We start from the raw sequence: 17056 nt of genomic DNA on the forward strand, positions 1-17056 counted from the left end.
GCGCTCACCCCCCCGGGGGGGGGGGGGGGGGGGGGTGGGGGCGGGGGGGGGGGGGGGGGGGGGGGGGGGGGGGGGGGGGGCACCGGCCCCCCCCCCCCCGCCCGGCCACGGGCCTACGGCAGCGGTCGGTAGCCGTCCGCGAAGTAGTCCTCGGCGGTGCCCTCCCGGTTGACGTCCCAGGTGGCGCAGTGCAGGGACCCGCCGTATTCGAAGACGTCACGGAACGGCAGGGGGAAGACCTCGAAGCCGAGCTTGTCGAGCAGTTCCTGGAGCGGCTTCTCCCGCTCCTCGCAGACCACCTTCGTCGGCGAGATGCTCAGCACGTTCATCGACAGCCACTTGGAGGACTGGCAGTGGACCGGCATCTCGTCGTTGGTGGACGTCGGCTGCGGCGCGTCGATCAGCTCCCAGTCGTTGCGCAGGAACAGCTGCTCCTCGCCCTCGCGCAGTGGCCGTTCCGGGTTCGTCAGGACGAGCCCGGGACGCAGCGGGACGAAGGTGCAGTCGATGTGGGAGGGGAAGAAGTCGAGCGGGAAGTGCACGGGGTGCACCCGGAAGCCGCGCGGCTCCAGATGGCGCTTGAGCCAGTGGATGCCGAGCCGGTTGGTGGTCATCGACTCCTGTACGACAAGGTCCCGCCCGAACCGGCTGATGTCGGCGGCGTCGAAGACCACCTCGTCCTGGGTGACGCAGAACTCCGACGCGTGCATCTCCCGGTGCCGCTGCTCCAGCGGCCAGTCCCAGAACCCCTCGCGGTACATGGAGTCCGCCATCGACGGCTTCGGCGCCACCGTCCACACCGCGTCGGGGTCGCCGTGCCAGTACCCGTAGACCAGCTTGCGGTACGCCTGGTACTCGAAGTACCGGGCCCGGCGCGACATCGTGGCCTCGATGATCTCGTTGCCCACCGTGATCATCACGTCCCGGGGGCACACCACGCAGTACGGGTTCGCCACCTCGAAGTCCGGGGTGCGCAGCGGGCCGGGCGTGCCCGGTGGCTCGGGCCTGCGCACCGTCACCCCCTGCGAGGCGAGCAGCGCCGCCAGACCGTCCAGCTGCGCGTTGGCGCGGTCGATCATCTCGGCGGGTTTGGGGCCGGTGGGGAAGGGGGCGGGCCGGCCGTCCGCGGCCCGCAGTTGCGGCCGGTATCCGGGTTCGGTGGGCTCGAAGCAGGCATGGTCGGCGATGCCGACGACGATCTCCCGCAGCGGGTCCCATTCGTTCCAGGAATTGACCGGGCTCACCGGTCGGCTCATGGTGACACTCCCTCTCTGTCGTCCGTCAGTACGCGGTCGGTGTGCGGTGCCCGGAGCCCGGTGCGGCCCGGGCGTCCAGGGGGAAGGAACGCAGCCCCGGGTCGCCCAGGTGGGCGGCGAGGGCGGCGCAGGCGGGCCCGGCGCGGTGGTCCGCCGCCGGGGGAGTCAGGGCCGACAACGCCGTGACGCCGTGTGCGGTGTGGTGGTCGATGACCTGTCCGTCGTGGTGCAGTTGCCCACGTCCGTCCGGATGCCCGGCGTCCGTCACCGGCACCGTCAGCGCGTACGACGGCGCCGCCGCCACGGCGCGGCGCACAAACCGTTCGAGCGCGGCGTGGCCGACTCCCTCCAGACCGGGCAGCTCCTCCTGGACCGCGCGGTTGAACAGGTAGACGGGGAAGTCGGGATGGGCGGCGCGCAGACCGAGGCCGGAGGCGTGGCGCGGGTTGAGTTCGGTGGCGGTGAAGCCGTCCGGGGTGAGGATCCCGTCCACGCTGAAGATCCCGCGGTAGCCGGTGGCGCGGACCAGCTCCGCGCCCGCGCGCCGGGCGGCGCCGCGGATGTCCTCCACCGCCGCGTCCCCCGGCCGCCAGTGCGTGGACGAGCCGCAGAACAGCAGCCGCCCGGTGGCCGGATCGCCCAGCGTGACGATCTCGATCGGGTCGAACACGGCGATCCCGTCGGGCAGCGCCGCCCCGAGCACGCTGCACGGCACCCCGTCAGTGAACCGGGCGACCCGGACCCGCTCGCTCCGTCCGGCGAGGTCGCGCACGGCGCCGTCGAACTCCTCGGGGCGCGGCACCCACCGCAGGCCCCGCGCGTCCCCGACATGGCCGCGGGTCGAGTCGGCGGCGACCACGACCCCGGCCGGCCCGCCGAGCGCGGTGGCTGCCCCGGAACGGCGCAGCACCTCGGCGCTGTCGCCGACGAGGTGGGGCGGCGATGCCACACCGGCGGCGGACCACAGCGCGTCGATGGTCGTCTTGTCCTCGACGGCGGCCCACTCCGGACGCCGCCACCCGTGCACCGGCCGTCCCCAGAACGCGGCCACCCCGGTCCGCGGCGTCCCGAGCGCCTGCCACGCCCGCTCCGGGTCCCGCGCGTCCAGCCAGCGCCGGACCTCGTCGGACGGGTCGCGCAGCCACGCCTCGAACTCGGGGCGGGAGCGCCGCGGTCCGGCGTCGGAGCAGTGCCAGCTCGCCGGGACCTCGGGCGCGCCGGGCCCCGGTCCGGTGCGGGCGACGACCGCCTCCACCCGGGCGCCGCACGCCCGCAGTTCACCGGCGAGGGAGCGGGCGCGGTGGTCGAAGTCGTCGAGCAGCAGGACGGCGCCGCGCCCGGCCCAGTGGCGCCGAAGCGCCCCGGTCACGGTGGCGATGAGGGCGGCCGCGGATTCCCCGGCGTCCTCGGGACGCGGGGCGTTCTCGGGACGCGGGGCGTTCTCCCGGCGGGTGGTGCGGGTCATGTCTGTTCCTTCCGGCCGACCGGGGCACCGTCGTCCGGTGCCGGTACGGCGTCGCGGGGTGAGGTGGCGGCGAGCCTGAGGTAGACGGCGGCGCCCGCGAGCAGCGCGCACGCCATCACGGCCCAGGGCGCGCTGCCCGACACGGAGAACAACAGCGTGTGCACACCGGGTCCCAGCGCGCCCGACAGGCCCCAGGCGAGCTGGTAGAGGGCGCTGTAGCGGCCGGTGTCCCGCGCGGTGGCGAACGACAGCACAAGGGTCATCGCGACCGCCCCGAAGACTGCCTCGCCCAGGCTGAACACCAAGACCAGCAGGACGAGCAGCACCGTTCCGGCGGCGCCCGGCACGCTCCCCAGCAACACCAGCGCCCCGAGGGCGAGCGCGACCAGAACGGCGGCCAGTGCCATCAGCCGCATCGGCGGATACCGGCGGCCCAGCGCCAGCGCCGGCGCCTGGCACGCGGGGATCGCCACGCAGGACAGCACGTACGCCACCGGCGGCAGCCACAACGGCATGCCCAGCGACCGGAGATAGACCGGCAGCACCGAGTCGAACGCCACGCTGGAGAGGGTCAGGGAGAGCGTCGCGCCGGTGAAGACGAGGAACCGGCGGTCGGCGAGCACCCCGCGGTACGACGCGCCCGACCGGCGGTCCGGTGCGGGCCCCGCCGCTGGGCCCGCACCGCGGCCCACCCGGAGGAACAGCACACCGGCGACGGCGAAACTTGCCGCGTTGGCCAGCGGGATGGCGTGCCACAGCGCGGCGCCCCCGGTCTCTTCCGACGCCGCCACCAGCGCCACCGCCAGCGCGCCCACCCCGAGCCCCACGTTGCGCAGACTGTTCATCAGGGCGAACAGGCGGCGCCGCGCGTGCTCCTCGGAGGTGACGCCGCCGACCAGCCCCGCATGGGCGGCCCAGTACAGACGGTCGCCGAAACTGACGGCGAAGGCGGTGACGGCGACCGTGACGGGGCGGTCGGCCAGCAGGTAGCAGGGGAAGGCCACCGCCCGGATCGCGCAGCTGAGCACCGCGGCGGGGAACGGCCCCATCCGGTCGGTGAGCACCCCGACGGCCAGCCCCCCTGTCAGCAGCGCGGTCAGCGATCCCGCGCTGAGCGCCCCGCCGGCGGCGGTCAGCGCCATGCCCTGGCCGTAGGTGAAGTACAGCAGCGAGAACGTGATCCACACGCCGCTGCCCACCGCGTCCACGACCATCGCCGTCATGAAGGCCGCGGCGTGCCGCCTCGTGCCGGTCACGGCGCCCATCGCGCCTCCCGCGACCACCAGGCGTCGACCTCCTGCAGTTGGGCGGTGAGCGGTTCGCCGCCGTCGATGCGGAAGAGGAGTTCGGCGACGCTGTCCGTGCTGGACCGCGGGCCCTCGTACCGGGTGCCGGGCGCGCCGGAGGCGGCGTAGCTGCGGGCGCGCGGCAGCGGACAGCGGTCCGGCAGCCGCGCCAGGGTGCCGCGCCGGGGCGGGAACCAGCCCCAGCCGTGGCGCGGATAGCGCCGCCCGGGATCGGGCACCTCGGTGGCGAGCCCGGCCTGGCCCCGCACATGCGCCTCGTAGAGGCCGGTCCCCGTCGAGCGGGCGTACGCCTCGGCGATGCCGCAGCCGCCGGGGCGGCAGGCGATCTCGCACAGGACCAGCGCGTCCAGGGGCGTGTGGAAGAACTCCGCGTGGAAGGCGGTCACCTCCTCGACGGCGGGCAACGCCGCGACCACCCGCGCCGTCGCGGCCAGCAGCCGGTCGCCGAGCGGGTCGCCCGCACCGAACATGCCGCTGACGCTGGGGGCGCCCCGGGTCGCCGTGTCGAGGTTGGTGTGCAGATAGCGGGAGGCGAGGGCGTGCAGGACCGTGCCCTTCGCCATCAGCCCGTCGACATGGCAGAGGTAGCCGTCGACGTACCGCTCGGCAAGCCAGACGTGGTCGGCGGGCAGTGCACAGGCGTCCACCTCCCGGGCGTCGCGCAGCACCCGCACCCCGATCGACCCGGCGCCGTCCGCCGGTTTCACCACCACGGGAAGGCCGTGTCCGGCCACGAAGGACCGCAGGCCCTCGGTGTCCTGGACCGGCGCCATCGGGGCGACCGCGATGCCGTGCCGCGCCGCCAGCACCTTCATCCGGTGCTTGTCCCGATAGGCAAGGGCGCTCGCCGTCGACTGGCCGGGCAGGCCGTGGCGCTCCCTGGCCCGCGCCGCGCGGAGCACGTCGATCTCCGCGCAGGTGACCACCCGCTCGATGCCGCCGCCCGCACAGATCCGGTCGATCACCTCGTCGACCTCGGGCGACGCGTAGTCGTCCACGGTCTCCAGGCGGACGAACCGCTCCCGCGGCACCGGACGGGACGGCGGCGCCACGGCCGACCGCGCCGTCACGACGATCAGCTCTGCGCCCGGCAGCCACTCCGGGTAGAACGGCAGCAGGGGCCTGCGGTTGAGCAGCAGCAACGCCATGGACAGCCTTTCGTGACGCACTCCTCGAAGCGACGGCGCGGGGCGCGGCGCGACAGAACATCGGACGGTGGGTCAGCGCCGCAGGAACCACTGCCGCAGTGCGGCCGTGGCGTAGCACCCCGAGGGCAGCAGGAAGGAGACCTCCACCGCGCGGCGCCCGGGGAACGCGCCGTCCGGACCGTCCGCGCCGACGGTCAGCGCCGTCTGGATCACCGTGGGCCGGACCGTCGGCCGCTCCACGGGCCCGTCCCGGTACGCGTAGCGCAGATACGGAAGTTCCTGGCAGGACGCGAGCAGCGCGGCCACCCCGTCCGCCGTGGCGGGGAAGCGGTAGGGCAGCCCGTCCACGGCGCTCTCGGGGGCGTCGTCCGGGCAGACCGCCGCGATCAGGTCGCGGACCTGCGCGTTCCACGCGTACGAGGAGTGCGCGGCAAGGTAGAACGCCACGGTGCGCGGGTCCAGCGCGCGGAAGAGGTCCCGGTCCTGGCCCGTCCACCGGGCGGCCTCGCCGCTCTCCGGCGCGCCGAGCCCGGCCAGCTCCCGCCGGGCGAGGGCCCAGTCCTCCTCCAGCAGCGCCTCGCCGACCAGATGGGTGCGTTTGGGACCGCCGGGTACGCCGAAGCGCTGGGTGTCGTAGTAGTTGACGAACAGCAGGTTGACCCGCCGCCGTTCCGTCAGCCGTGCCGCGGCCGCCTCGTCGAGGTTGCGCAGCACCACCCGGAAGCCGTTGCCGTTGAGCTGCCCGACGGCCAGCGGCTCTTGGCCGTAGCCGTAGTGGCTCAGCCGCAGCTCCCGCTCCGGCCCCGACCGCTCCGTGAACTCCCCGGGCGGCGGGCCGTCGCCGGGCGGGGACGTCAGCGGCACGGACAGCAGCTGCTCCGTGATCCCGTCCTCGTCCTTCAGGCCCGCGTAGCCGACGTCCGCGCGGGCCACGCCGAGCCGCTCCGCCACGGTCCCCACCGCCTCCATCGTGGTGTGGCCGCGCTTGTGCAGCAGGAGGTAGCGGTGGGTGGCGTGCGCCGGGGCGGTCAGCGCGACGACGAGGTTCTCCCGTACCCGGAAGTCCTCCTGACGGTGCTTGAGCACCAGGGCGTCGGTCATATGCGGTCCCTCCCCGCGGTCCGGGTGGCGGTGGCCGTCGCCGGGACGGCCGGCGGCTCCTGACGTGACCAGGCGGCGACGCGGGCGCCGATCACGAGCGAGACGAGATGGGTGTTGGCGCGCACCGGAACCGGGATGACCGAGGCGTCGGCCACCTGAAGCCCTTCGGTGCCGTGCACCCGGCAGCGCGCGTCGACCACCGCGTCCGGGTCGTCCGCCCGGCCGATCCGCGCGGTGCCCATGGGGTGGTGGGCCGTCCGCGCCGCCCGGCGGACGAATGCGCCGAGCCGGGCGGGCGAGCGCACCGTCTCCGCGTCCATGTCGATGACCTCGCCGGTCAGCGCGGTGAACGCGGGCCCCCGCAACATCTCCCAACACCGCCCGACGCCGTCCCGCAGGCGCCGCAGATCCTCCGGGTCCGCGGCGTAATCGATGGCGATACGGGGCGGTTCGGCGGGGGAGCGGGAGACGGTGGTGACCGTCCCGCGGCCCCGGGGCGCCATCAGGTTGGCGGTCACCATGAAGGCCCGGCCACCGGGCACCCGGTCCGCCAGGTGCGGGGCGTAGACGTCAAGTTCGACGTGGTTGAGCGCGTACAGCTGCATGTCGTTGGCGACGTCCGAGTCCGGCGCGGTGTACCGCAGGACGGCCTGGGCACACGGCACGGACGGGTCACACAGCTCCGCGGCGGCCGGGATGACACCGAGGGGGACCTGGGAGTGGTCCGCGAGTCCGGCGCCGACGCCCGGCAGATCGGCAACGACGTCCACCCCGAGCGCGCGCAGCGTTGCGGCGGGCCCGATGCCGGACCGGTGCAGCAGGCCGGGGGTCCCGTAGGCGCCCGCGCACAGCGTCACGCGCGCGCCGTACACCTCGGTGGCGGTGGAGCCCGCGACGGTCACCACGCCCCGCGCCCGCGCTCCGTCGAACAGCACCCGGTCCACGAGGGTGTCGGCCCACACCGTCAGGTTCGGCCGCCCGCGCACCGGGTCCAGGTACGCGGCCACGGCCGACACCCGGCGTCCGCCGTCGGCGAGGTTCAGCGGCAGCGGCCCGACGCCGGTCGCCCCGGGCGCGTTGTGGTCGGCGGCGTAGGGGTGGCCGTACGCGGTCGCGGTCGCCACGAGGGCCACCGACAGCGGCGACAGCGCGGACCGGGGAGGCCGTCGCAGCGGCAGCGGGCCGTGGGTACCGTGGTGGGCTCCCCCGAAGTCCGCGTCGGACTCCAGCGCGGTGAAGAACGGCAGGATGCGCGGCCACGACCACGCGTCGTCGCCCGCCAGCCGCGCCCAGTCGGCGAAGTCGTCCGGCTCGGGGCGCAGCGCGATGCAGCTGTTCACCGCCGACGAGCCGCCGACGACCCGGCCGCGCGGCAACGGCAACAGCGCGCCGTCCGCCCGCTCGCCCACCAGCGACCAGTCGTGCTCCACCATCGACGGGGTGCAGCCGTTGCGCAGGTCGGCCGGGAGCCGGGCCGGGTCCGGATCGGGCCCCGCCTCGATCAGCAGGACCCGCCGTTGCGGATCGGCCGACAGCTCGGCGGCGAGCACCGCCCCCGCGGCTCCCGCGCCGACCACGACGTCATCGAAGTCCTGACGCATCGCTTCTCCTCTCCGTGACGGTGCCCGCGGACGGCGCCGGCCCCTGTGACGTATCGGTGAGCCGCAACAGCCACCGGGACAGCTCCGCGGGGCGGGTGAACCGCAGGACGTCCAGCGTGAGCCGGGGGGACTGCCGGGCCAGGGCCCGCAGCTCCTCGCGGGCCGCGTGCCGGGTCGACCAGCCGTACCGCAGGATGTGCTCCGGGTCGGTGAACACGGCCCGCAGCCGCGGTTCCCGGTTACCGCTCCACAGGACCTCCTGGTGCAGCGACCGCAGCAGCGTCCGCAGCACCAGGCTGGTCATCGTGGTGCGGGCCGGATAGTCGAGCCAGACGAGCAGATCGGCGCGGTCCGCGAGCAGCTGGGCGACTTCCGGGTAGTGCCACTCCGTGATCCACCGCGGCGCCCCGCAGGCCCGTCCGACGTCCTCCACGAACTCCTCGCGCGGCTCCCAGCCGGCCCGGTAGTACAGCGCGTCGAGTTCGATACGGGGCAGCGCCAGCAGCGTGGCGAGCTTCCCGGCGAGCGCCGTCTTGCCCGCGCCGCTACCGCCCGCGACAAGTACCCTGTCCGGCCGGCGTGGCAGGTCAGCCGCCGGATCGAGCGCGTGCAGTGTCACCGTCGGATCCTCCCGGTCCGTTCGCCGGCCGCCTGTGCCCGCCGGCGCCTCAATGATCAGCACAACGGCCTCCGCTGACGCCCTGACAGATGTGAGGGTGTGCGCGGCCCGGACGGCCTGCATGATCGGCGGCATGTCGCATACCAACGGTGAGAACGCCGGCGTGGACGAGGAACGGACCCGTGAGCGCGACCGGCGCCATGTGTGGCACCCGTGGTCCCCGGTGCGGAAGAGCGGCGCGGACGGCCCGGTCCTGGTGTCCGGCGAGGGGTATCGCGTACGGGATACGACGGGCCGCGGATATCTCGACGCGATGGCGTCGGCGATGAACTCCAGCTGCGGCTACGCCCATCCGGCGCTGCTCGCGGCGGCCGGGAAGCAGTTGGCGCTGCTGCCCCACTTCGACCTGAGCGTCGGCTCGCATCTGCCGGTCGGCCGCGTCGCCGAGCGCCTGGCCGGTCTGTTGCCGAAGGGCCTGGAGCGGACCCTGTTCGTCAACAGCGGTTCGGAGGCCACCGAGGCCGCGGTGCGGATCGCCCACGACCACTGGACGAACAGGGGCGAGCCGCGCGAGCGCATCGTCACCTTCGCCGCCGGCTACCACGGCACCACCTATGTCGCCCAGCACCTGTCCGGGCTGCCGACCAACGCCCTCTACGGCGGCGAGCCGTTCCCGGTGACCCGGGTGGGCTCACCGCTGCCCCCGCGCGAGCTGCGCACCCCCGCCGGGCTCGCCGCGCTGACCGGGGCGTTCGAGAGCGCGGTGCTCGACGGCCCGCCGCCCGCCGCGGTCTTCGTCGAACCGCTCCTGAACGTCGGCGGCGGCGTGGTGCTCCCCGCCGGTCTGCTCCGCGTCCTGCGCGACCTGTGCGACCGGACCGGCGCCCTGCTCATCCTGGACGAGGTGTTCTGCGGCTTCGGCCGCACCGGCCGGATGTTCGGCTTCGACCACGACGGTGTCACCCCTGACCTTGTCACCATGAGCAAGGGCATCAGCGGCGGCTACCTCCCCTTCGCGGCGCTGACCACCACGGAGGAGGTCTACGCGTCCTTCGCCGCCGACCCGCTCATTGGAGGGCTGCGCTACGGCCACACGACCGGCGGGCACGCGGTGGCCTGCGCGGTCGCCCTCGCCGTCTTCGACGTCCTGGAGGAGCAGAAGCTGACCGAGTCGGCCGCCGCGCTCGGCGGGCACCTCCTCGACGGGCTGCTCCCGATGCTCGACCATCCGCAGATCAGCGATGTACGCGGGCTCGGGCTCGTCGCGACGGTCGAATGCCACCGCCCCGAGACCGCGGCCGCGCTGGTGGCCGGGGCTGCCGCGCGCGGGGTGCTGCTGCGCCGTCAGGGCCCCTGCGTGATGGCGATCCCGCCGCTGATCATCGACCGGGACGGGATCGCGGAGCTGGTGCACGTGATGGGACAGGCTCTTGCGGACCTGTGACCCGACGGCGGGGGAGCAGCCCCAGATGTGCCTCCTCCACCAGACCGGACCGCAGGGCCATCGCCACGATCGCCTCCCGCTTCCAGTAGGAGCGCTTTCCGTCGGAGACACCGGCCCATTCGCCGATCCGCAATTTGTGCGTCGCCAGATAGCCGATGTGATGGTTGACGGCGGCGCGGCTCAGCCGCTGTGGGAGGCGTCCGCCGAGTCGGGCGATGACGTCCATGACGGTCGGCACGGCACCGGGCGGACCGCCCCGCAACTGCGGTTCGCACAGGGCGACAAGAACACGGAAATAGACGCACCGTTCATCGAGCCGAGGCCAGTTGGTGGTGCGGCCCGCGACGGAGGAAACGGCAAGAAACCGGGGCTCGGGACCGAATACGTTGACGACGCCCGTACCGCGCTGCACCGGAATTACCAGCCGGGCGAGTTCGAAGGGAATGGGAATATCCGCGCGGCGGGGTGCCACCTTGATGAATTCCCCGCCGGTCTCCATGTTTTCGACGAAGTAGGTGTCCTCGGCGTGCAGATTGGTCAGGCACCAGTGCCCGCCGCGGGCGGTGACCACGGCGACACCGTCCGGTCCGGGGCGGGTGGCGGGCGAGAAGGCGAGGGCGTCGCTCTCCGGGTCGTAGCGGATGACCATCCGTGCGTTCTCGGTGAGTTCGTGGCGCCGGGGCGTGCCCGGGGGAACCACACCCCCGGATAACCATCCGGCGAATTGAAGAGAGACATTCCACACAGAGAAGAATCCTTTTCCGAACGCTGTTGTCGGGAACGTGAATTCACTGTTCTGCAGGCGTGATCCACACTAGCCGGGGCGCTGAGCCCACGGCAGACAGCCGCAGCCGTTCGTCCGAAACCTGTCGGTCGGCCGGGCGCGGCGAGGCATGGTTTTCCGCCGCAGGTATTGACTAAAAGACGCCGGTTGTCGATAAGCGTGGAGGCTTCATCATGTCGATTTCCCTGACGTTGAACTCGGAGATGCAGCCGGCGACGGCCAGCGGCGAGCAGGCGGTCTCGGCGGTCACGAAACTCCAGGACCTGCTCGCCGAACAGGCGGAGGCCACCGACCGGGAGGGGCGCTTCGCTCGCGAAAGCGTCGAAGCGCTCGCGGACGCCGGGGTCTTCGCCGCCGCTGCCCCCGCCGACCTGGGCGGACTCGGCGTCGAGCGGCTCCACGACCTGACGGTCCTCACCTCCCGCATCGCCCGCGCCGACGCCTCGGTCGCCGTCGCCTTCTACATGCACACCGCCCTGGCGTGGTACTTCGCCCGCGTCGTCCGCTTCGCGGCCGACGGCGAGCCCGGCTATCTGCCCCGCGCGCAGTGGCTGGAAGCCATTGGCGCACGACGGATGCTGCTCTGCTCGGCAGTGGCCGAACGCGGCGCCGACTACTGGAACCTGGCCACCACGGCGACCGCCTCGTACAACGGCTGGGTGGTCAACGGCCGCAAGATCCTTGCCTCGCTCTCGCCCTCCGCGACGCATTTCTACTGCCGTCTCAAGGCCGTCCGCGGAGGAGGCGACCACCTGGCGAGCGCCCTGATCCCCGCCACCACGCCCGGGCTGCACGTCGAGGACGACTGGCAGGGGCTGGGGCTGCGCGGCTCCGGCAGCGGCTCCGTCCTGTTCGACGAGTGCGTCGTGCCCGACGACGCGCTGCTGGTCCGGGGCCCCTGGGGCAAGCGGGATCCCGGCATGCTGGAGGGGCGAGCGGTCAGCGGCATGGGGCTCAACGGCGTTTACCTGGGGCTCGCCGAGGCGGCCCGTGACCACGCGCTGCGGGCCCTGACCGCCCGGGGGGCGGGCCGCGACCGGACGAGCGCGGCATCCGTCAAGTACGCCGTCGCCGAGATGGAGACCGCGCTGACCGCGGCCCGCGGCACGCTCACCACCGCCCTCCAGGATTTCGACGCCCACCTGATGCTGAACAAGCCACAGGTGATCACCGACGACATGAGCCGGGCCATGATGAAGGAGTGCCAGCTGGTCAGTGCGGTGGTGGAACGCGCCGCCACCCAGGTCGTGGACCACGCCATGCGCCTGACCGGCGGCGCCAGCTACCAGGCCCGCCACCCCCTCGCCCGCGCCCACCGCGATGTGCGGGCGGCCGCCTTCATGCCGCCGTACTCGCCGCCGGAGGACGCTGTCGACTTCGTCGCCGACACCACGCTGGGCCTCCCGGGCGGCCGGGACGGAGCCGGGTGAGCGGGTGACCCCGAGTTTCCGTGGCAGATGCCGCCACGGACACCCCTAGACGACCGCCGACCCGACGACATCCGATGTCGCCAACGGTCCCGACAAGGGGTGAGGCAGCGGAGTGCGAGCTTCGCTGCGGCAGTGGGGGGGGGGGGCGCCCCCCGGCCCGGGCCCCCCCCCCCCCCGGGGCGCCGCGCCCCGCCCCCCCCCCCCCCCGGGGGGGGGGGGGGCGGGCGGTCGCGAGGCGGGCGGGCGGGGGGCCCCGCCCCCCCCCCGCCCCCCCGGCCCCCCAGCCGCGTCCGGTGCCGCGGCGCGCCTGACCGCCGCCGAACGGGGAGGGGAGGCGCAGGCCGGACGGTGAGGATGCTTGGATGGGCCGGTCGAACACGGGATCTGGCGGTGGCCCTTGCGGGAACGGCCGCCGGGGACCGCGACGGGCACGGACCGTTCCGACCGGCGAGAGGGCGCACCCACATGAAGATCCTCATCAGCGCGGACATGGAGGGCGCCACCGGCGTCACCTGGCCCGCCGATGTGCTGCCGGGCACGCCCCAATGGGAGCGCTGCCGCCATATGTTCACCTCCGACGTCAGTGCCGCGGCCGCCGGGTTCTTCGCCGGGGGCGCCGACGAGGTGCTGATCAACGAGGCGCACTGGTCGATGCGGAACCTCCTGCTGGAGCAGCTCGACGAACGCGTCCAGATGCTCACCGGCCGTCACAAGTCCCTGAGCATGGTCGAGGGCGTCCAGCACGGCGACGTCGACGGCATCGCCTTCATCGGCTACCACACCGGCGCCGGAACCGAGGGCGTCCTCGCCCACACCTACCTCGCCAACTCCCTCACCGGCGTCTGGGTCAACGGCACCCGCGCCAGCGAGGGCTACCTCAACGCCCTCGTCGTCGCCGAGTACGGCGTCCCCGTCGTCCTCGTCACCGGCGACGACCGCACCTGCGTGGACGCCTGCGGCTACGCCCCCCAGGCCCGTACCGTCGCCGTCAAGGACTACGTCTCCCGCTACGCCGCCGTCTGCCGGCCCCCGGCCCGTACCGCTGCCGACATCCGCGAGGCCGCCCGCGCCGCCACCGCCCTGGCGGTCCGCCACGAACCGGCGCGCGGCGGGCCGTTCCGCGTGGAGATGGAGTTCGACGCCGAGCACCTCGTCGGCGCCGCCTCCTGCGTCCCCGGCGTCGAACGCTGCGGGGAACGCCGCGTCGCCTACACCAGCGACGACATGTACGAAGGGATCCGCTGCTTCAAGGCGGTCACCACCCTCGCCTCGTCCGCGGTGGAGGAGCAGTATGGCTGAGCAGCAGCACGGACCCGTCGACGACAGGGCCCTCGACGAGGTCGTCCGGTTCACCTCGGATCTGATCCGCATCGACACCACCAACCACGGCGACGGCGCCTGCCGGGAACGCCCGGCCGCCGAGTACGTCGCCGAAGCCCTCGCCGAGGCCGGGCTCGAACCGACGCTGCTGGAGCGGACCGAGGGCCGCACCAATGTCGTCGCCCGCATCGAGGGCACCGACCCGTCGGCCGATGCCCTCCTCGTCCACGGTCACCTCGACGTCGTCCCCGCCGAGCCCGCCGACTGGACCGTCCACCCCTTCTCCGGCGAGGTCCGCGACGGCGTCGTCTGGGGCCGTGGCGCCATCGACATGAAGAACATGGACGCGATGGTGCTCGCCACCGTCCGCCGCTGGGCCCGCGACGGCGTCCTCCCCCGCCGCGACATCGTCCTCGCCTTCACCGCCGACGAGGAGGCCAGCGCCGAGGACGGCTCCGGCTTCCTCGCCGACCGGCACGCCGCGCTCTTCGAGGGCTGCACCGAGGGCATCAGCGAATCCGGCGCCTTCTCCTTCCACACCGACACCGGGCTCCACCTCTACCCCGTCGCCGCGGGGGAACGCGGCACCGCCTGGCTCAGGCTGACCGCCCACGGCCGCGCCGGACACGGTTCGAAGGTCAACCGCGCCAACGCCGTCACCCGCCTCGCCGCCGCCGTCACCCGCATCGGCGAGCACCGCTGGCCGGTCCGCCTCACCCCCACCGTCCGCGCCGCCCTGCGCGAACTCGCCGCCCTGCACGGCATCACCGACGCCGACCCCGGCGCGCCGGACTTCGACGTCGACGCCCTCCTCGCCCGCCTCGGCACCGCCGCCGCGCTCGTCGAGCCGACCGTCCGCAACAGCGCCAACCCGACGATGCTGGACGCCGGTTACAAGGTCAACGTCATCCCCGGCAGCGCCGGAGCCCAGGTGGACGGCCGGGTCGTGCCCGGCGGCGAGGACGAGTTCCGCGCCACCCTGGACCGCCTCACCGGACCCGACGTCAGCTGGGAGACCACCCACGGCGAGGTCGCCCTCCAGGCACCCGTCGACTCGCCCGCCTTCGCGGGCATGCGCGCCGCTCTGGAGCACTTCGACCCGGACGCCCATGTCGTGCCGTACTGCATGTCCGGCGGCACCGACGCCAAGCAGTTCTCCCGGCTGGGCATCACCGGCTACGGCTTCTCCCCGCTCAAGCTCCCGCAGGGCTTCGACTACCAGGCGCTCTTCCACGGCGTCGACGAACGCGTCCCCGTCGACGCCCTGCACTTCGGCGTCCGCGTCCTGGACCACTTCCTGCTCCGCGCCTGACCGCTGCCGCGCGGCCGGCGCCCCGCCCGGGACCGGCCGCGCGTCCGGGCGGTCCCGTCGTCCGCGCACCCCACGCCCCGGCTCCGCCGGTGAACAAGGAGGAAGACCCGCATGGTGACCACGGCCCCCTACGGCGCCTGGACGTCCCCGGTGGACGCCCGGACCGTCGCTGCCCACGACGGACGCCCCGCCTTCGTCGGGGTGATCGGCGACGAGGTCTGGTGGACCGCGCCGCGCCCCGCCGAGGGCGGCCGCCGGGCGCTCGTCCGCCGCCGCGCCGACGGTACGGAGGAGTCCGTGCTCCCCGCGCCCTGGAACGTCCGCAGCCGCGTCCACGAGTACGGCGGCCAGCCCTGGGCCGGGACCGTCACCGACCGCGGACCGCTCGTCGTCTTCAGCGACTTCGCCGACCAGCGCCTCTACGCCTACGCCCCCGACCACGACGCGGCGCCCCGCCCGCTCACCCCGCTCTCGCCCGTCGGCGACGGACTGCGCTGGGCCGACCCCGTCCTCGTCGGCGACGAGGTGTGGTGCGTCCTGGAGGAGTTCACCGGCGACGGGCCCACCGATGTCCGCCGCCTCGTCGCCGCGGTGCCCCTCGACGGCTCCGCCGCCGCCGACCGCGCCGCCGTCCGCGAACTGGGCGACGACCGCCACCGCTTCGTCACCGGCCCCCGCCTCTCGCCCGACGGCCGCCACGCCGCCTGGCTCGCCTGGGACCACCCCCGGATGCCCTGGGACGGCACCCTCGTGATGCTCGCGGACACCACCGCCGACGGGGAGTTCACCGCCGTCCGCCCGATACTCGGCGACCTCGGGCCCGACGCGCCCGCGCCCGGGCAGCGCGGCGAGTCCGTCGCCCAGATCGAATGGGCCCCGGACGGCGCCCTGCTCTTCGTCTCGGACCGCGAGGGCTGGTGGGAGCTGTACCGCACCGAGCTCGCCGACGGCCACGCCGCGGAGCCCCGGCGGCTGTGCGCCGCCCGCCGGGAAGAGTTCGGCGGCCCGCTGTGGAACGTCGGCTCGCGGTGGTTCCTGCCCCTGGAGAGCGGCACCCTCGCCACCCTCCACGGTCACGGCACCACCGCCCTCGGCATCCTCGACCCGGTCAGCGGCGATCTCGTCGACACCGCCGGACCCTGGACCGAGTGGGCGCCGGCCCTCGCCGTCCACGGCAGCCGCGTCATCGGTGTCGCCGCCGGGCCGCACACCGGATACGAGATCGTCGAACTGGACACCTGCACCGGCCGCGCCCGCGTCCTCGCCCACCACCACACCGACGCCGTCGCCCCGGCCTACTACCCGCGCCCCGAGGCCCGCACCTTCACCGGCCCCGGCGGACGCGACGTCCACGCCCACCTCTATCCGCCGCACAACCCGGACCACACCGCGCCCGACGGGGAGCTGCCGCCGTACGTCGTCTGGGCCCACGGCGGTCCCACCGGCCACTCCCCGCTCGTCCTCGACCTGGAGATCGCCTACTTCACCTCCCGCGGCATCGGCGTCGCCGAGGTCAACTACGGCGGCTCCACGGGCTACGGCCGCGCCTACCGCGAACGGCTGCGCGGCCGGTGGGGCGTGGTCGACGTCGAGGACTGCGCGGCCGTCGCCGAGGCGCTGGCCGACGAGGGCACCGCCGACCGCGCCCGGCTCGCCATCCGCGGCGGCAGCGCCGGCGGCTGGACCACCGCCGCGTCCCTCACCTCCACCGGCCTGTACGCGTGCGGCACCATCAGCTACCCGATCCTGGATCTCGCGGGCTGGGCGACCGGCGAGACGCACGACTTCGAATCGCAGTACCTGGAATCCCTCGTCGGCCCCCTCGCGGAGGTCCCCGACCGCTACCGCGAGCGCTCGCCGCTGCACCGCGCCGACCGCATCCGGGCGCCGTTCCTGCTGCTCCAGGGCCTGGACGACGTCATCTGCCCGCCCGCGCAGTGCGACCGTTTCCTCGCCGAGGTCGCCGGGCGCGGCATCCCGCACGCCTACCTCGCCTTCGAGGGGGAGGGCCACGGCTTCCGCCGCGCCGACACCATGATCCGGGCCCTGGAGTCCGAACTCGCCCTCTACGCCCATGCGTTCGGCGTGGAACGCCCGGATCTGACGCCGCTCGCCCTGCGGCACTGAATCCGGCGGGGGGGGGGGCCCCCCCCGCGGGGGCGGCCCCCCCCCCCCCGCCGGCCGCGCCCCCGCGGGCCCCCCTCCCCCTCCCCGGCCGCGCGCCCCCCCCGCGGGCCGCGCCCCCCCCCCTCCCCGGCCCGGCGGGCCG

Annotated in this window: 13 protein-coding genes; 5 read left to right on the forward strand and 8 right to left on the reverse strand. The window is 74.3% G+C overall.

The genetic code is table 11. The annotated features are described in order from the left end of the window. Positions 1–113: 113 nt before the first annotated feature. The 7 genes from ACFWWQ_RS00670 to ACFWWQ_RS00700 are packed head-to-tail and all read right to left on the reverse strand — an operon-like array spanning position 114 to position 8497. Positions 114–1256: a glycine amidinotransferase gene (locus tag ACFWWQ_RS00670; protein WP_384587807.1), complete on the reverse strand. Its 1143-nt coding sequence runs from the start codon at positions 1254–1256 to the stop codon at positions 114–116. Positions 1257–1281: 25 nt separating this feature from the next. After that, the gene (locus ACFWWQ_RS00675) at positions 1282–2721 is read right to left on the reverse strand and encodes a hypothetical protein (protein ID WP_384587810.1); all 1440 of its coding nucleotides are present in this window, start codon (positions 2719–2721) and stop codon (positions 1282–1284) included. Then, positions 2718–3986, reverse strand: coding sequence for an MFS transporter (locus ACFWWQ_RS00680; RefSeq protein ID WP_384587813.1), 1269 nt, complete (start codon positions 3984–3986; stop codon positions 2718–2720). Before ACFWWQ_RS00680 ends, ACFWWQ_RS00675 begins: the two co-directional genes overlap by 4 nt. After that, positions 3974–5197: an acetyl-CoA carboxylase biotin carboxylase subunit family protein gene (locus ACFWWQ_RS00685; protein WP_384587816.1), complete on the reverse strand. Its 1224-nt coding sequence runs from the start codon at positions 5195–5197 to the stop codon at positions 3974–3976. The genes ACFWWQ_RS00680 and ACFWWQ_RS00685 overlap by 13 nt, the downstream gene beginning before the upstream one ends. A gap of 51 nt (positions 5198–5248) precedes the next feature. Next, on the reverse strand, positions 5249–6277 hold the full coding sequence (gene truD / locus ACFWWQ_RS00690; RefSeq protein WP_384587819.1) for a tRNA pseudouridine(13) synthase TruD: 1029 nt from the start codon (positions 6275–6277) through the stop codon (positions 5249–5251). Next, positions 6274–7878 carry a GMC family oxidoreductase gene (locus ACFWWQ_RS00695; RefSeq protein ID WP_384587822.1) on the reverse strand — a complete coding sequence of 535 codons (1605 nt, stop codon included), beginning with the start codon at positions 7876–7878 and terminating at the stop codon, positions 6274–6276. The genes truD and ACFWWQ_RS00695 overlap by 4 nt, the downstream gene beginning before the upstream one ends. After that, on the reverse strand, positions 7859–8497 hold the full coding sequence (locus ACFWWQ_RS00700; protein ID WP_384587825.1) for an adenylate kinase: 639 nt from the start codon (positions 8495–8497) through the stop codon (positions 7859–7861). Before ACFWWQ_RS00700 ends, ACFWWQ_RS00695 begins: the two co-directional genes overlap by 20 nt. Positions 8498–8630: 133 nt before the next feature. Between ACFWWQ_RS00700 and ACFWWQ_RS00705 the strand changes: the two genes are divergently transcribed. Then, on the forward strand, positions 8631–9941 hold the full coding sequence (locus ACFWWQ_RS00705) for an aspartate aminotransferase family protein (protein WP_384587828.1): 1311 nt from the start codon (positions 8631–8633) through the stop codon (positions 9939–9941). Here the strand turns inward: ACFWWQ_RS00705 and ACFWWQ_RS00710 are convergent. Beyond that, positions 9877–10641, reverse strand: a complete 765-nt coding sequence (locus ACFWWQ_RS00710; RefSeq protein WP_384587831.1) for a hypothetical protein — start codon at positions 10639–10641, stop codon at positions 9877–9879. The genes ACFWWQ_RS00705 and ACFWWQ_RS00710 overlap by 65 nt on opposite strands. 257 nt (positions 10642–10898) lie before the next feature. Between ACFWWQ_RS00710 and ACFWWQ_RS00715 the strand changes: the two genes are divergently transcribed. The 4 genes from ACFWWQ_RS00715 (at position 10899) to ACFWWQ_RS00730 (ending at position 16914) form a co-directional block, all read left to right on the forward strand. Then, positions 10899–12155: an acyl-CoA dehydrogenase family protein gene (locus ACFWWQ_RS00715; protein ID WP_384587834.1), complete on the forward strand. Its 1257-nt coding sequence runs from the start codon at positions 10899–10901 to the stop codon at positions 12153–12155. Positions 12156–12620: 465 nt separating this feature from the next. Then, complete coding sequence (locus tag ACFWWQ_RS00720; RefSeq protein WP_384587837.1) at positions 12621–13454, forward strand: M55 family metallopeptidase; 834 nt, start codon at positions 12621–12623, stop codon at positions 13452–13454. Next, positions 13447–14787, forward strand: coding sequence for a M20/M25/M40 family metallo-hydrolase (locus tag ACFWWQ_RS00725; RefSeq protein ID WP_384587840.1), 1341 nt, complete (start codon positions 13447–13449; stop codon positions 14785–14787). The genes ACFWWQ_RS00720 and ACFWWQ_RS00725 overlap by 8 nt, the downstream gene beginning before the upstream one ends. Before the next feature lie 111 nt (positions 14788–14898). After that, entirely contained in the window at positions 14899–16914 is a 2016-nt protein-coding gene (locus ACFWWQ_RS00730; RefSeq protein WP_384587843.1) for a prolyl oligopeptidase family serine peptidase, read from the forward strand. Positions 16915–17056: the final 142 nt, after the last annotated feature.

This window comes from Streptomyces sp. NPDC059080 (genome assembly GCF_042739975.1).
GTDB classification, from domain to species: Bacteria; Actinomycetota; Actinomycetes; order Streptomycetales; family Streptomycetaceae; genus Streptomyces; species Streptomyces benahoarensis.

Bases quoted from the DNA above. Each gene is read 5' to 3' on its own strand.
- ACFWWQ_RS00670 (WP_384587807.1), bottom strand. From the start codon at position 1,256: ATGAGCCGACCGGTGAGCCCGGTCAATTCCTGGAACGAATGGGACCCG.
- ACFWWQ_RS00675 (WP_384587810.1), bottom strand. From the start codon at position 2,721: ATGACCCGCACCACCCGCCGGGAGAACGCCCCGCGTCCCGAGAACGCC.
- ACFWWQ_RS00680 (WP_384587813.1), bottom strand. From the start codon at position 3,986: ATGGGCGCCGTGACCGGCACGAGGCGGCACGCCGCGGCCTTCATGACG.
- truD (WP_384587819.1), bottom strand. From the start codon at position 6,277: ATGACCGACGCCCTGGTGCTCAAGCACCGTCAGGAGGACTTCCGGGTA.
- ACFWWQ_RS00695 (WP_384587822.1), bottom strand. From the start codon at position 7,878: ATGCGTCAGGACTTCGATGACGTCGTGGTCGGCGCGGGAGCCGCGGGG.
- ACFWWQ_RS00705 (WP_384587828.1), top strand. From the start codon at position 8,631: ATGTCGCATACCAACGGTGAGAACGCCGGCGTGGACGAGGAACGGACC.
- ACFWWQ_RS00715 (WP_384587834.1), top strand. From the start codon at position 10,899: ATGTCGATTTCCCTGACGTTGAACTCGGAGATGCAGCCGGCGACGGCC.
- ACFWWQ_RS00720 (WP_384587837.1), top strand. From the start codon at position 12,621: ATGAAGATCCTCATCAGCGCGGACATGGAGGGCGCCACCGGCGTCACC.
- ACFWWQ_RS00725 (WP_384587840.1), top strand. From the start codon at position 13,447: ATGGCTGAGCAGCAGCACGGACCCGTCGACGACAGGGCCCTCGACGAG.
- ACFWWQ_RS00730 (WP_384587843.1), top strand. From the start codon at position 14,899: ATGGTGACCACGGCCCCCTACGGCGCCTGGACGTCCCCGGTGGACGCC.